The organism is Mucilaginibacter glaciei (genome assembly GCF_014773245.1).
GTDB lineage: Bacteria > Bacteroidota > Bacteroidia > Sphingobacteriales > Sphingobacteriaceae > Mucilaginibacter > Mucilaginibacter glaciei.
On sequence record NZ_JACWMX010000007.1, the window covers coordinates 112358 to 126268 of the forward strand.

Genomic DNA, 13911 nt, shown 5'->3' on the forward strand with positions numbered 1-13911 from the left:
TCAGGATATACTACTTTGTATCAACTCAAAAATTTCATTATTACTTAAAACGTATCCTGCAGCCTCTCTATCAATAGCCGACTGTGGCATCTCGGCCATTTCTGCGTCAACGGGGCTTTGTGCTATAGTCAATGCGCCGCAATTTCTTAATTTTAATAAACCCTCCGCACCATCCTGGTTTGCCCCCGAAAACAATATTGCCGTGCAACTTTGCTTGTATACTTCGGCAGCGCTTTCAAAGGTTACATCAATAGATGGCTTTGAATACCAAACAGCTTCAGAAACGTCAAGGCTAAAAAGTCCGTCACTTTCTATTAGGGTGTGGTAGTTAGCGGGGGCAATATAAATTGCATTACCTTCTATTTTTTCCTTGTCGCTAACTTCACGCAGCAACATACGACTATTTTCGGCGAATAGTTTTTCTATCTCACTAAAAAAGTTCTTCTTACGGTGCATTACTATCACTACCGTTTTATTCAGATCGTGAGGAAACGATTTAACCATCCGAAAAATCAGTTTGAATGACCCCGCGGAGCCACCTATCAGCAAAATTTTTGAGTTTTGCCACCGCGTGATGAGTTCAATATTAAGCGCCAATTTTTTGGTATATATTTTCTTTCTGGTTGATCACCTTAAACTTTTTGCGGAAAGAGTCTGAACGGATGGTTTCTTTGTTACCCAAGCACAGATAGCCCAGTGGGCAAAGGCTGCGGTAAAAAAGGTCGAGGATCCGCTCCTGCAGGTCGGTTTCAAAGTAAATAAAAACATTACGGCAAGTTATCATTTGAAACTCGTTAAAAACGGTATCAGATATCAGGTTATGTACAGAGAAAAGAGTGTTTTGCTTTAGCTCACTGTGCACGGCGGCGGCATCGTACATTACGGTAAAATGATCGGTTATTGAACCCGGCAGGCCGGTAAATAAGTAGTTTTCGGCGTAGCTTTTTATTTTGCGCAGGCTGTAGATACCTTTACGTGCTTCATTTAAAACCTCGGTATTAACATCGGTACCATAAATGAAGGATTTTTTCGACAGTTTATTTTCGTTGAGCAATATGGCTAATGAGTAGGCTTCCTCGCCTGAGGAGCACCCTGCGCACCAAACTTTGATATGCTGATAAGTTGACAAGTATGGAAAAACCTGGCTGTGCAAGGCTTTGTAAAAAGTAGGATCACGAAACATCTCGGTAACGTTTACCGTGATTTCTTCCAAAAATTCCTGGAAAAAAGCCGGGTCGTTTACTAATACATGTTTAAGATCATAGAAGCTTAATTTTTTAAGCATTACAATCCTGTCCATGCGCCGTTTTAATGAGGCCTTTGTATACTCACTAAAATCAAACCCATGAATTTTTTTTACCAGATCTATTATCTCGCTAATTTGCGGTTGTGTTAAAGTAAAATTGCTACTTGCAGTATCCATATTATTTATCCAACCACATCTGCATCAAAGCTATCAGCCGGTCCATATCAACAGGTTTGGTTATATAATCGTTAGCACCTGCTGCTATACATTTTTCGCGGTCATCCTTCATGGCTTTTGCGGTTAATGCAATAACAGGCAGTTTTGCCCATTTGTTTTGCTTACGAATATGCCTTGTAGCCTCGTAACCATCCATTTTGGGCATCATAATATCCATCAGCACAATATCAATATCGGCAATTTCTTCTAACCGGGTAATGGCCTCTTCCCCATCGTTGGCAATAACTACATTCAGGTCGTAACTTTCTAAAGCGCTGCTAAGGGCAAATATATTACGCATATCATCATCAACAATCAACACCTTTTTACCTTTAATGGCATCTTTACCTTTGGTAATAGCCTTTGTTTTGCCGGTATTACTTGTACCGGTTGCCTGAATGCCTGTTTCGCTGATCTTATTCAGGAATAGGTTCACCTCATCTATTAACCTGTCAGACGATTTGCTTGTTTTTACAACCATGGCGTTTGCGTAGGTCATCAACCGGTTAACAGACGTTTTATCAAGCTCCATTGCGGTGTTAATAATTACCGGAAGTGATGCGAAACGATCTACTTCTTTTATCTTATCCAGCAGGTCTAACCCCGAAATGTCGGGCAAATTGAGATCGAGTATCACACATTGATATTCGTTTTGATAAAGCATATTAAATGCCGACTCGCCATCAAACGCCTGGTCTACCGTTATCCCCTGGCTCTGCATCAGATCTTTAAGGGCCTGGCTTTGCGCCTTATGATCTTCTATTAATAAAATCTGGGTAAACTTTGTACCGCTATTGGCCATGATATCACCAAACAGCTTATCAAGCGTTTCTGTATTCACCGGCTTTTTCAGGAAGCTGATAGCCCCCTCTTTACGCACACGGTTGGCCGCAGCCTCGCCGGCCGACATTAAGTGAACAGGGATATGTACGGTTTCGCTATCTTCCTTTAACTCTTTTAATATCTGCCAGCCATCTTTGTCCGGCAGCATAATATCTAAAATCACGGCATCTGGTTGCTTTTCTTTAATAATTTGCACAGCGTTGGTACCTTCATTAACCATTACAGACGTGTAGCCATGGTCACGGGCGTAATCTTCCAGTATGTTTGCAAAGTTTTTATCATCCTCAACAATCACCACTAACGGATCGCGATCTGGTGTGCTTGGCTTTTTGATACCACCCAAAAAGTTTGATGTGGTTGGCGTAAAGCTTTCTACAGTTTGTACATCGGCCACGGCTACCTCAACGGCTTCAAAAGGCAGCGTAAGCGTGAATTCACTACCGACGCCCGGTTCACTTTTTAAAGAAATGCTACCACCAAGAAGGCCTGCCAATTCGCGGCTGATAGATAGCCCTAAACCCGTACCACCGTACTGCCTGCTGGTGGAGCCATCGGCTTGCTGGAAGGCGTCAAAGATGATCTTCTGCTTGTCGGCAGGGATGCCAATACCACTATCTTTAATTTTAAAGCTAACCGTATTGTCACGGTGGCCCGGCGATGCTGTAATAGTGATGGAACCATGCTCGGGCGTAAATTTAAACGCGTTTGATAACAGGTTCTTGATCACCTGCTCCACCCTTACCTTGTCGGTAAAAATGGTTTGAGGTACATCGATAGCACTGGTTTTGTAATTGATCTTTTTGTTAATCGCAAACTCAGCAAATAACGATTGCATATCTCCAAGGATGTCAGAAATCTTCACTACCTCGTTCTGCATTTCCAGCTTACCGGATTCGATTTTAGAAAGGTCGAGAATATCGTTGATCAGCGTTAACAAGTCGTTACCCGCATTAAAGATCACGCTGGCATATTTGATCTGGTCTTCTGATAAGTTGGCAGGCTTGTTATCTTTCAGGATGCGCGCCAGAACCAATATGCTGTTAAGCGGGGTACGCAGCTCGTGGCTCATATTGGCCAAAAACTCTGATTTATACTTGCCGGTAGTTTCCAATTCATCTGCCTTGGCTGTGATGGATTGGCGGGCCTCTTCAATCGCCTGGTTCTTTTCTTCTAACAAACTGGCTTTCTCTTCCAGTTCGGCATTAGTGGTACGTAACTCTTCCTGCTGCACTCGTAACTCCTCTTCTGATGCCTGTAACATTTCTGTTTTGTTCATCAGTTCCTCATTAGTCACACGCATTTCTTCCTGCTGCGCTTCCAGTTCTTCGGCTTGCTGCTGGGTTTCTTCAAAAAGGTCGTGCATAATGGTACGGGCCTGTGCGGTGTTTACCGCAATACCAATATCATTTGCCACCAATAAAATATAGTCTTTTACAGCGGGGTGCACTTCATTCAGATAACCTATCTCAACCACCCCCTTTAACTTTTTATCAAAAAAGAAAGGCACGATAAAGGTTTCTAAAAGGTCGCTCTCTAACATTGATGAGCCCACAACCAGTTTATCGTTCAGTTTGCCCTTAACCACTGCCGCACGTTCGTCTTTTGCGGCCTGGCCTATCCACCCTTCAGATAAGTTGATATGCTGTTTTAAGGCAGCCGGGTTACTAAAGGCATAAGAAGCATGCAAATCGAGGCGATCAAGGTTTTCATCGTACAAATAAAACGTACCGGTAAGGGCCTGGGTATATTTGCTAATTTCTGCCAATATATTTTCGGCCAGTTCTTTTTCGCTCTGCTGGCCCTGCATTTTTTCGTTTAGCACGCCTGTACCTGTAAGCAACCAGTTTTTCGCGCGATTTTCTTCCAATACCTTTTCCAGCTCAAGGTTGGCCACGCGTACCTCTTCTTCGATCTTCTTTTGGCGGTTAAAGGTTCCCTGGATATAAAAGAACATGATAATGATGATCCCCAAGAATATTAAAGAACCAATTACAATCACCAATATCGCTTCCCTTGAAGCTTTTTCTGAATTTATCTTACGCTGAACGAGCAGGTTATTCTCATTTTCTATTACCCGTTTATTAATATCACGGATACTATCCATATTGCCCTTCCCCGCCAAAAACATGTGGCGTTGCACCATGTAATCCAACCCGAATTTCTCGCGGGTGTCTATGTTTAACTTAAGGATTGCCATTTGACGGGCAACTAACAACTTTAGCGAATCTATACGCTTAACCTGCTCGGGGTTGTCTTGTATAAGATTACCTAACTCAGTTAAAGTTTCACCTATACGCGGTATAGCAACGTTATATGGATCTAAAAACTGCTTGTTGGCAGTGGCCCCATAGCCACGCATCCCGGTTTCGCCGTCAATAAGCGATTGCAGTAAACTGTTGGTGGTTTTTATTACCTTTTGGGTATGATCAACCCAAACGGTATCGTCTTCTAATTGGTTGATGCTTTTGTAAGAAAGTATCCCAACCAATAAAACAAGGACAATCGACACGCCGAAGCCTGCCAACACCTGATTACGAAAAGAAAGTTTAATCATAAAAAATGGTAAGGTTTATGTAGTACAAATATGTTTAAAAAAACTTATTGCTGTACTCCCATGTACGTAATAAACAGATAAGTAGTATAGATTTTTATTAGGCTTATTTAAAACTATTCCTTCTGGCCAAAACCGACCCGGAAACTGCCATAATAGCACCTGCAAAAAGCACCAACCAGCCCCACTTAAAGTTAATTTGCCGGGTTAAAAACCCATTCAATACTTTAAAGGGAATAAAGCTAAACGTAGTTTTTACCTTAAGTACGGCGGCAATATAAAGCAACGCTACTAAAATAAGGGAGCACCATGCAGCTATGCGCGTAACCTTAGCCTGGTTTAATGCTGTGCATACAATGCCAATTACCCCTACCAGCATTAACAGCATGCCGTAAGGCTGGTTAAGCTTGTAAACATTCCAGGTAACAATATGAAACACTCGCAGCAATGGGCAAAACGTTGCAGCTATCAGCAAAAAAAAGCCTGTAGTGGCTAAAAGTGATGAGGGACGCATTGGGTAATTATTGTTTGATATCCATTTTATCGGCAAAGTGGGCGCAGTAATCGCGCAGGTCTTCAACGATGTTGGTTTCGCCGGTGGCGCGTAAAAAGGTATCGCCCATGGTTTGCAGGGTTTCATAAAAGAAACGTTTCATTTCATCAACCGGCATATCCTTTGTCCAAAGGTCAATCTTCAAAGTATTTTTATAGCTTTGATCCCATAACGATAGCATAAAGGCCTGCACTGGCAGGGCTTCATCGTTTTTGGAATCGGTAGATTCCCACAATATGTTTTCAGGGATGTTATTATCGTCGAGTTGTACGGTCAGCTTTATTTCAGCGGTCTTCATCTAAAAGAAAAATTATTTAACAAGTAAAAATATAATTGCCACCAAAGTTATAAAGCTTAGCTCTATAAGCCATAGTTTTTTAGTTTCGGCAAAGAAATTACGGAAAATTATATCCAGCAATGACACAACTACTCCAAACAGCACAAATATCAAGCTGATGGTGCCGCTCCAATGCTCATAAGGGCTGCCGGTAATTTTGGCTCCGTTTAAAAATATGTAGCCTGCCAGGATAAAAAAGCCCGCACTGGCAAAATTTAAAGGACTAATCCTGAATTTTCTTGTGGGTTGATCAACGCTTTCTGCCAGATCGTTTCTGTCCGCCATGTTTTACGGGTTTCTTGTTGGTTGGGTGATTAGGATTTTTACGGGCTTTATTAGCCTCGAATTTTTTGATCTGCGCAAGTGATTTCTTCTCGTGGAACGCCCCTTTAAAGTCGGGGTCTTCTTTCCGCTTTTGCAAATCTATTTCTTTAGCCTGCTCCTGGCGCTCATCATATCCGGTCTCTTCTATAAAAACAGTATCAGGGATGTTATAAACCGGGATGGTTTGGCGGATAAGTTTCTGTATCTTGTTAACGTAATACTCTTCAGAAGGTACAGCAAAGGTAATGGCCACCCCCGAGTTATACGCCCTGCCGGTACGGCCAATACGGTGTACATAATCTTCGATTACCACGGGCACATCAAAGTTAATTACATGGCTTACATCACTCACATCAATCCCGCGCGAGGCTACATCGGTAGCTACCAGTATCTTCACCTCGTCGTTTTTGAACGAGTTGATAGAATTGATACGGGTATTTTGCCCCTTGTTGGCGTGCAGCACCTTTACTTCCTTTTCGCCAAACTTACGGGTAAGAAATTTGAAAACATCTTCGGCAGCTACGCGGGTCTTACAAAAGATCATCAGCTTTTTAATGTCGCCTTCTTTATCTAAAAGCGTTTTAAGCAGGTTGATCTTTGTTTTTACATTAGGCACATGGTATAGCTGCTGGCTCACGGTTTCGGCAGTGGTAGCCTGCGGGGTAACCTCAATAACGGTAGGGAATTCCAGGAAGTTATGCGATAGCTCCTGGATCTTGTCAGACATAGTAGCCGAGAACAGCAGGTTTTGACGTTTAACAGGTACTACCTCTAAAATGCGGTTTATCTGCGGCATAAAACCCATATCCATCATCTTATCAGCCTCATCCAATACCAACACCTGTAAAGTTTTGGTAACGATGTGCCCTGCTATGTAAATATCAAGGAAACGGCCGGGGGTAGCCACTATGATATCAACACCTTTGTTGATGTTCTCTATCTGGGTTTTAGGGCCTAAGCCACCAAAAAGTACCACCACCCTTAAATCGGTATTGGCAGCAAATGCACGAATATTCTCCTCTATCTGCATGGACAGTTCGCGCGTTGGCGATACGATTAACGCCCGCGGACTGCTACCCTGCGCATATTTCAGCTTCATTAAAATAGGCAAGACATAGGCGGCAGTTTTTCCAGTGCCAGTTTGTGCAATGCCCATCACATCCTGCCCGTTCATTATCGGCGGAATGGCTTTTTGTTGTATCGGCGTAGCTTCGGTATAACCGGCATCAGCAATGGCGTTCAGGATCTGCCGGTTAAAATTAAAATCTTCAAAAGTTACAGCCATAGCCGCAAAGATAAGGTTTTTGTTGAGGACAATGGATTAAGGATGGAAAGATGAAAGAGTAATAGATAAAAACCGGCAGGTTTTACTATTCGTTTAATAATGAATATATTTGTGTTATGATACGCACCATACTTAAATCGGATCAAAATAACTTGACAATTTCCTTACCGGACGACCTTGTGGGTAAGCTTATAGAGGTTATTGCTTTTGAGATTGAAGACGTGAAGAATGGTGATCTTGTAAGTAAACCTAAACCATCGCAGCTACGCGGATTTTTATCTGAAAAAAGTTCGAAATTGATGCATGATCATGTTAACCAAAGCAGAGCCGAATGGGATACATTGTAGATAGCAATGTTTTAATCGATTATTTGGCAGAACATTTCGAAAACGCACAACTTAAAGTTCTCGACACGATATTTTATTAGGCTTTAATTTTTTCGGTAGTTACCAAAATCGAAGTTTTGGGATATAACGGAGAACCTGAAAAAGAAAAGAAAATGGGACAATTCGTTTATTACTCGCAAATCATTAATCTTGATGAAGCCATTGTGGATAAGACAATCGAGATTACAAAATTAATGAAAATAAAAATGCCCGATGCCATAATAGCATCTACAGCATTGGTTTATGATCATACATTAATTACCCGAGATACTGCAGATTTTAAACGCGTTGCTGGTCTTAGATTATTCAACCCGTACGACGCACAACAATTAACCGCTAATTCTACCCCAAGAATAAAACCTTGATCTATGCCTACCATCCTCATCAAAGCCGCTACAGTTGTAAACGAAAACAAACAATTTATTGCCGATGTATTGGTAACGGATGGTTTGATCGATCGGATCGAGCGCTCTATAGATTTAAAGGCTGATAAAGAGATCAATGCAGAAGGACTTCACCTATTCCCGGGTTGTATAGACGATCAGGTACATTTCCGTGAGCCTGGATTAACGCACAAGGGTAACATCCATTCCGAAAGCCGCGCGGCTGTAGCGGGTGGGATAACTTCCTTTATGGAGATGCCCAATACGATGCCTAATGCGCTAACACAAGAGTTACTTCAGGATAAATATGACATTGCCGCCCGTAACTCGCTGGCTAATTACTCCTTTTTTATGGGGGCGTCCAACGATAACCTGAGCGAGGTGTTACGTACGGACATCAGGAACGTTTGCGGTATCAAGGTATTCATGGGATCATCAACCGGGAATATGCTGGTAGATAATCCCACCACGCTGGAACACCTTTTTGCCAATTCCCCCATGCTGATCGCGACCCATTGCGAGGATGAGGCCACGATACAAAGCAACCTTAGCCATTACAAACAACTGCTGGGAGATAATATCCCGGTGAGGTTGCATCCAAAGATCCGAAGTGCCGAGGCGTGCTATCTGTCGTCATCTATGGCGGTAGAACTGGCTAAAAAGCATAACACCCGCCTGCATATTTTGCACATTTCGACAGAACGCGAAACGCATTTATTCAGCAATAATATCTCATTGGCTGACAAGCGAATAACTGCCGAGGCCTGCATCCATCATTTATGGTTTAGTGATGAGGATTACGCTGAAAAAGGTAACCTGATCAAATGGAACCCGGCTATTAAAACTGCAGCAGACCGCAACGGCATTTTAGCCGCCGTACTGGATGGACGCATAGATGTGATAGCAACAGACCATGCCCCACATACTATTGCCGAAAAATCATTACCCTACCTGCAAGCACCAAGCGGTGGCCCCTTAGTACAGCACGCGTTAACCGCTATGCTGGAACTTTATCACCACGGTAAAATAACATTAGAACAAATTGCCGAGAAGATGGCGCACAACGTAGCCACCATTTTCCAGATAGAAAAGCGTGGCTTTATCCGTGAGGGATATTATGCTGACCTCGTGCTGGTTAACCTAAACAAACCATGGCATGTAGAGAAAAGCAATATCCTGTATAGTTGCGGCTGGTCGCCGTTTGAGGGGAGTACCTTTAAATCAAAGGTGGTAAGCACCATCGTATCCGGCAACCTGGCTTATGAGAATGGTGCTTTAGCAAACGACAAAAGCGGGCAAAGGATAACCTTTGCCCGCTAATCATTATTTTAAAAGTTAGCTGATTAATCTACCGCCACATAGATCTTAAACTCGGTATCCTCAAATTTCTCTTTTAACTGATAAACATCAAAATCGGCGGTATAGGTGCGGTTTAAATTGCTTTGCCAAATATGCTGCCACGTAGCGCCAATATTTGCAGGGAACTCTCCATCAGCTGTGAATACTTCGTATTTACTTGCCGGGATGGCTTTACCTATAAAGCCCTCGGGCAAGTACGCTATCGAGCTTACTTTGTAGCCCAAAATGGCGGTATAGTAATCGGTATGGTCAGATTCGTAATCTGTGTAAACACAATACACCTCGTTACCCTCCTTCTTGTGTAGTTTATCGGCAATAGCGGGTTGCATCAGTTTTTGCCAAAGCTGGCCAATATCTTTTCCGGCCTGCCCATCTTTATTTAGGGTACGCACCGCTAACCCGGCCACAAAAAACATAGGCAGATATTCTGTTTCGTTTTGCATGGTGTGGGTTTAGCTTGGTAGTTCTAATAACTTTTTCAATTCGCCCATCAGCATCTGCCAGTTATTTTCGGAGTGCTCTTTTGCATTTTCGTCCTTAATATTATCCTGAGTGATGGTGAGGATGGTAACGCTGTCTGCCTCGTTAAGCGCGTAGCTCACGTTCGCGTAGTTTTCCGGCTTATCTTCTGTGCCGCTCATGCTGCTCCAGTAGGTATACTTTAAATACTCTTCCGGGATCACCTCTAAGATAATTCCCCTATCCTCATATTTGTTACCGTCCCATTCGCCGCTAAAGGTAATAGGGCTGTCTTTTTTAAAGTCGGATCTGAGCTCGGTGCCAAAGAAATAGGTTTTCACCATCTCGTAATTAGTGAGGCCTTTCCAAACCTGGGCTGCGGTAGCGTTGAAAGTTACCTCGGTTGATAAAGTTAATTTTTCCATTGTGAATGTTGTTTGCTGCAAAAAAACAAAGCTTAATGACAACAGTATGTCAGCAGGAAATTTTAAAGGGAAATATTGGTTGTTTTATCGAGGATGCCTTGGGCAATTATCCTTACCCGCTCCTTAAGCTCCGGCGGACTAACAATTTCCCCCTCATCGCCAAACATAATGAACCAGCGTGCAAAGCCCTCGATAGACGTGGTCAGGAAGGTCATCTCTACCTGATCTCTGATCTTCTTTTCGGACACGAAACCGTGATAATAACGCTGTTCGGCTATGTAAGGCAGTACTCTGTTGTTAACTTTCATTACTACCGTTTCCAGCTTTTTCTCGTGCGCAGTTTGGGCAATGTAGGCCTTTAAAGTTGGATGCTTACCTTCAAACTTTTTATCTAATTCGGTAAGAGAGCTGATCCTGTCCGTCCGGAAGTCACGGTAATCGGCACGCATGCGGCAGTAGGCTATCAGGTGCCAAAAGCTATCCAGGTAAAAAATGCCAACCGGTTCTATCTCGCGCTTGGTTTGCTGCTGAGTGTAGCCGGCCAGGTAGTCGATACAAATCACAGTTTTGTGCGAGATACAGTTTAGGATGGCTTGGATATGGTCGTTATTATTGATTGCGCTTTGCGGGCGGCTCTTCAGCACCTGGATGTTATGATCCATACTTTCCAGCATATCCTTTTCTGCGGTTTTCAATATCGCCCTAATTTTGTACATGGCTGATTTATGCTGCGCCGCTGTAGATTCGTCGGTTAATTTCTCTACAAACTTCTCGGCAGTTAAAAAAGCGGTGGCTTCCTCGCGGGTAAACATTATGGGCGGCAAACGGTAACCATCCATAATAGAATAGCCCACCCCGGCTTCCCCTATTATGGGGATGCCTGCCTCTTCCAGCGTTTTAACATCGCGATAAACCGTGCGCAGGCTAATATCAAACCGCGCGGCGATATCACTTGCCTTAACCACCCTGCGCGATTGCAGCTGGATCAATATGGCAGAGATGCGGTCGATGCGGTTCATGCCTCAAATTAAATAAAAAACCTTTTACCTTCGTATATCTTTTGAATATAAAACCCATGGCAACAGAACCACAGGACAAGATAATCACCTACGCCAGCTACTACGACCCAATGCTGGCCCAAACTATCCGCAGCAAACTGGAGGATAACGATATCCCCTGCTTTATAGCCGACGAAAACTTTTTGAGCGCCAACCCCATTTACAACCAGGCAGCAGGTGGCATTAAGCTTAAGATATTTGAGCGCGACCTGGAGCGTTGCCGCGAGATACTGGAAGAAGATGATGCGCTGATAGCAGAATCGCACGAGGAAGATACCAGCGATAGCCCGGTTATTTGCCCTTATTGCGGCTCTACAGATGTACGTTACGGCTCTGCTACCGAAAAGAAAGTACATTGGGTTAATGCCATTTTTATATTGTTGTTATCAGTTTGGCCATTTTATACTAACAAAGCCTGGCACTGCTTTAATTGCGGTAAGGATTTTGAATAGAGAGCGCTACCTAAACCCTCCCCGAGCGCTTTTAAAAGAAATCTCCTCTTACGGGGGAGATTAGAGGGGATTGGCTGTTGCCCATTTTTGTATCAAAGCTGATACATTAAAACTTGTATATTGCCACACCTTTATATTAGCCCCATGTTTAATCGCCGTAAATTTCTTAAACTTTCAGCTGTAACCGCCTCGGTCACTGCTCTGTCTAAATACAACACAGTAAAAGCTGCCGATCTGGTTGCTGCACCCAACCTGCCCATCGTGATATCCACCTGGGATTTTGGCATCCAGGCCAATAAAGAAGCCTGGAAAACACTGTCAAAAGGCGGCCGCGCTTTAGACGCAGTTGAAGCCGGGGTAAAGATCCCAGAGGCCGATATGAAAAATCATACCGTAGGCCGTGCAGGCTATCCTGACCGCGATGGGCGTGTAACCTTAGATGCCTGCATTATGGACGAGTTTGGTAATTGCGGATCGGTAGCGGCAATGGAAGATATAGCCCACCCGATAACCGTTGCCCGTTTGGTGATGGAAAAAACACCGCATGTAATGCTGGTGGGCGACGGCGCATCGCAGTTTGCGGTGGAGCAGGGTATTAAACGTGAAAAATTACTCACCCCCGAATCTGAAAAAGAGTGGAAAAAATGGCTGTTAAAGGCAGAGTATTCGCCTAAAATGAATATAGAGAATGCACAACACCGCCCGGGTGGTAAGTATAACCATGACACCATCGGGATGTTGGCGATTGATGCGAAAGGTAACATCAGCGGGGCTTGTACTACCAGCGGCATGGCCTTTAAACTGCATGGCCGTGTGGGCGATAGCCCAATCATTGGTGCAGGTTTATATGTAGACAACGAAGTAGGCGGCGCAACATCAACCGGTGTGGGAGAAGAGGTTATCCGTAATGTAGGCAGCTTTTTGGTGGTGGAACTGATGCGCCAAGGCTACTCGCCCGAGGATGCCTGTAAAGAGGCCGTTAACCGCATCATTAAAAAGAAACCGACTACTGCGAAAGAGATCCAGGTAGGCTTTTTAGCTATTAACAAAAAAGGTGAATACGGCGCTTATGCCATACAGGAAGGTTTCAGTTTTGCCGTTTGCGATTCAAAAAGCCAGGACACGCTGATTCCCGGCAAAAGCTTTTACAAAGACGAAAAGAAATAACACTGCAGTTAACCTTCAATAGCTTTCAGTTTAAAACAATAGCTGCGCTAAACATATTACTCAAATTGTAGTTTCATTGCTGCAAGAACACGATTTCATCTATGAACAATGAACAAAAAGCGGCTGTACAGCTCGAGGTTTGCGCCAATTCGGTAACATCGGCCATAGCAGCGCAAGATGGGGGCGCCATACGCGTAGAACTGTGCGAAAACCTGGCCGAGGGCGGCACTACCCCATCACACGGCCAATTGGTGCTGGCGCGTAAAAATCTGCACATTAAACTGTTTGCACTGATCCGCCCGCGGCGGGGCGACTTTTTATATACCGGCCTGGAGTTTGAGATCATGAAGGCCGACATCAAAAACTGTATCGATGCAGGTTGCGATGGCGTAGTAATAGGTATGCTTAACGCAGATGGAACAATTGACAAGCCCCGCTGCGCGGAGTTATTGAGCATTGCCAAACGGGGCGGGTTAAGCGTTACGTTTCACCGGGCGTTTGATATGTGTGCTAATCAATATACGGCCCTTGAAGACGTTATTGAACTGGGTTGCGACCGCATACTTACCTCGGGCGGCAAAAGCACTGCTATGGAAGGGGCTACCACTTTATTACATTTGGTTGAGAAGGCAGCAGGCCGCATTATTATTATGCCCGGCAGTGGCGTAAGCGAAAATAACGTTGCTGACCTGGTACATTTTACCGGCGTTACTGAGGTGCACTCGTCGGCCCGGATCAGCATCCCCGGCAATATGGAATACAAAAATGACCACATCCTACTAAGTGACGGCATTGGCGATGAATATGCTTTAGATGTAACCAGCGCAGAGCGGGTAAGAGCTATAATTGAAGCGGCGAATAGTTAGT

Annotated in this window: 16 protein-coding genes; 6 read left to right on the forward strand and 10 right to left on the reverse strand. The window is 43.9% G+C overall.

Going from position 1 to position 13911, the window contains the following annotated elements; translation table 11 throughout:
* The 7 genes from IDJ76_RS16780 to IDJ76_RS16810 form a co-directional block, all read right to left on the reverse strand.
* Complete coding sequence (locus tag IDJ76_RS16780; RefSeq protein ID WP_191164677.1) at positions 1–597, reverse strand: chemotaxis protein CheB; 597 nt, start codon at positions 595–597, stop codon at positions 1–3.
* Positions 587–1423 carry a CheR family methyltransferase gene (locus IDJ76_RS16785; protein ID WP_191164679.1) on the reverse strand — a complete coding sequence of 279 codons (837 nt, stop codon included), beginning with the start codon at positions 1421–1423 and terminating at the stop codon, positions 587–589. Before IDJ76_RS16785 ends, IDJ76_RS16780 begins: the two co-directional genes overlap by 11 nt.
* Before the next feature lies 1 nt (position 1424).
* Entirely contained in the window at positions 1425–4859 is a 3435-nt protein-coding gene (locus IDJ76_RS16790) for a response regulator (protein WP_191164681.1), read from the reverse strand.
* A gap of 103 nt (positions 4860–4962) precedes the next feature.
* A complete protein-coding gene (locus IDJ76_RS16795; RefSeq protein ID WP_191164683.1) occupies positions 4963–5370 on the reverse strand; it encodes a hypothetical protein in 408 nt (135 codons plus the stop codon).
* A 7-nt stretch (positions 5371–5377) separates the two neighbouring features.
* Entirely contained in the window at positions 5378–5707 is a 330-nt protein-coding gene (gene gldC, locus IDJ76_RS16800) for a gliding motility protein GldC (RefSeq protein ID WP_191164686.1), read from the reverse strand.
* A 12-nt stretch (positions 5708–5719) separates the two neighbouring features.
* On the reverse strand, positions 5720–6031 hold the full coding sequence (locus IDJ76_RS16805; RefSeq protein ID WP_191164688.1) for a hypothetical protein: 312 nt from the start codon (positions 6029–6031) through the stop codon (positions 5720–5722).
* Positions 5997–7355 carry a DEAD/DEAH box helicase gene (locus tag IDJ76_RS16810; RefSeq protein WP_191164690.1) on the reverse strand — a complete coding sequence of 453 codons (1359 nt, stop codon included), beginning with the start codon at positions 7353–7355 and terminating at the stop codon, positions 5997–5999. The genes IDJ76_RS16805 and IDJ76_RS16810 overlap by 35 nt, the downstream gene beginning before the upstream one ends.
* 116 nt (positions 7356–7471) lie before the next feature.
* Between IDJ76_RS16810 and IDJ76_RS16815 the strand changes: the two genes are divergently transcribed.
* From IDJ76_RS16815 to IDJ76_RS16825, 3 genes are all read left to right on the forward strand, one after another.
* Positions 7472–7702 (forward strand): hypothetical protein, encoded by a 231-nt coding sequence (locus IDJ76_RS16815; RefSeq protein ID WP_191164692.1) that lies wholly within the window; start codon positions 7472–7474, stop codon positions 7700–7702.
* A gap of 116 nt (positions 7703–7818) precedes the next feature.
* The gene (locus tag IDJ76_RS16820; protein WP_191164694.1) at positions 7819–8106 is read left to right on the forward strand and encodes a type II toxin-antitoxin system VapC family toxin; all 288 of its coding nucleotides are present in this window, start codon (positions 7819–7821) and stop codon (positions 8104–8106) included.
* Between the two features lie 3 nt (positions 8107–8109).
* On the forward strand, positions 8110–9444 hold the full coding sequence (locus tag IDJ76_RS16825) for a dihydroorotase (RefSeq protein ID WP_191164696.1): 1335 nt from the start codon (positions 8110–8112) through the stop codon (positions 9442–9444).
* A 23-nt stretch (positions 9445–9467) separates the two neighbouring features.
* Here IDJ76_RS16825 and IDJ76_RS16830 read toward each other — a convergent pair whose 3' ends face one another.
* The 3 genes from IDJ76_RS16830 to IDJ76_RS16840 all read right to left on the reverse strand — a co-directional run bounded on the left by IDJ76_RS16830 (position 9468) and on the right by IDJ76_RS16840 (position 11386).
* Positions 9468–9926 (reverse strand): GyrI-like domain-containing protein, encoded by a 459-nt coding sequence (locus IDJ76_RS16830; RefSeq protein ID WP_191164698.1) that lies wholly within the window; start codon positions 9924–9926, stop codon positions 9468–9470.
* A gap of 9 nt (positions 9927–9935) precedes the next feature.
* Entirely contained in the window at positions 9936–10367 is a 432-nt protein-coding gene (locus IDJ76_RS16835) for an SRPBCC family protein (protein ID WP_191164700.1), read from the reverse strand.
* A 62-nt stretch (positions 10368–10429) separates the two neighbouring features.
* On the reverse strand, positions 10430–11386 hold the full coding sequence (locus IDJ76_RS16840; protein ID WP_191164702.1) for a helix-turn-helix transcriptional regulator: 957 nt from the start codon (positions 11384–11386) through the stop codon (positions 10430–10432).
* Between the two features lie 56 nt (positions 11387–11442).
* Here IDJ76_RS16840 and IDJ76_RS16845 point away from each other — a divergent pair, with 56 nt between their 5' ends.
* The 3 genes from IDJ76_RS16845 to IDJ76_RS16855 all read left to right on the forward strand — a co-directional run bounded on the left by IDJ76_RS16845 (position 11443) and on the right by IDJ76_RS16855 (position 13910).
* On the forward strand, positions 11443–11877 hold the full coding sequence (locus IDJ76_RS16845; RefSeq protein WP_191164704.1) for a putative signal transducing protein: 435 nt from the start codon (positions 11443–11445) through the stop codon (positions 11875–11877).
* Between the two features lie 144 nt (positions 11878–12021).
* The gene (locus IDJ76_RS16850; protein ID WP_191164706.1) at positions 12022–13044 is read left to right on the forward strand and encodes a N(4)-(beta-N-acetylglucosaminyl)-L-asparaginase; all 1023 of its coding nucleotides are present in this window, start codon (positions 12022–12024) and stop codon (positions 13042–13044) included.
* 101 nt (positions 13045–13145) lie between these two features.
* Positions 13146–13910 carry a copper homeostasis protein CutC gene (locus IDJ76_RS16855; protein ID WP_191164708.1) on the forward strand — a complete coding sequence of 255 codons (765 nt, stop codon included), beginning with the start codon at positions 13146–13148 and terminating at the stop codon, positions 13908–13910.
* Position 13911 lies beyond the last annotated feature (1 nt).

What these genes read in the sequence shown, in the direction of transcription:
- IDJ76_RS16785 (WP_191164679.1), bottom strand. Translation starts at nt 1,423, where the DNA reads ATGGATACTGCAAGTAGCAATTTTACTTTAACACAACCGCAAATTAGC.
- IDJ76_RS16790 (WP_191164681.1), bottom strand. Translation starts at nt 4,859, where the DNA reads ATGATTAAACTTTCTTTTCGTAATCAGGTGTTGGCAGGCTTCGGCGTG.
- IDJ76_RS16795 (WP_191164683.1), bottom strand. Translation starts at nt 5,370, where the DNA reads ATGCGTCCCTCATCACTTTTAGCCACTACAGGCTTTTTTTTGCTGATA.
- gldC (WP_191164686.1), bottom strand. Translation starts at nt 5,707, where the DNA reads ATGAAGACCGCTGAAATAAAGCTGACCGTACAACTCGACGATAATAAC.
- IDJ76_RS16805 (WP_191164688.1), bottom strand. Translation starts at nt 6,031, where the DNA reads ATGGCGGACAGAAACGATCTGGCAGAAAGCGTTGATCAACCCACAAGA.
- IDJ76_RS16810 (WP_191164690.1), bottom strand. Translation starts at nt 7,355, where the DNA reads ATGGCTGTAACTTTTGAAGATTTTAATTTTAACCGGCAGATCCTGAAC.
- IDJ76_RS16815 (WP_191164692.1), top strand. Translation starts at nt 7,472, where the DNA reads ATGATACGCACCATACTTAAATCGGATCAAAATAACTTGACAATTTCC.
- IDJ76_RS16825 (WP_191164696.1), top strand. Translation starts at nt 8,110, where the DNA reads ATGCCTACCATCCTCATCAAAGCCGCTACAGTTGTAAACGAAAACAAA.
- IDJ76_RS16830 (WP_191164698.1), bottom strand. Translation starts at nt 9,926, where the DNA reads ATGCAAAACGAAACAGAATATCTGCCTATGTTTTTTGTGGCCGGGTTA.
- IDJ76_RS16835 (WP_191164700.1), bottom strand. Translation starts at nt 10,367, where the DNA reads ATGGAAAAATTAACTTTATCAACCGAGGTAACTTTCAACGCTACCGCA.
- IDJ76_RS16840 (WP_191164702.1), bottom strand. Translation starts at nt 11,386, where the DNA reads ATGAACCGCATCGACCGCATCTCTGCCATATTGATCCAGCTGCAATCG.
- IDJ76_RS16845 (WP_191164704.1), top strand. Translation starts at nt 11,443, where the DNA reads ATGGCAACAGAACCACAGGACAAGATAATCACCTACGCCAGCTACTAC.
- IDJ76_RS16850 (WP_191164706.1), top strand. Translation starts at nt 12,022, where the DNA reads ATGTTTAATCGCCGTAAATTTCTTAAACTTTCAGCTGTAACCGCCTCG.
- IDJ76_RS16855 (WP_191164708.1), top strand. Translation starts at nt 13,146, where the DNA reads ATGAACAATGAACAAAAAGCGGCTGTACAGCTCGAGGTTTGCGCCAAT.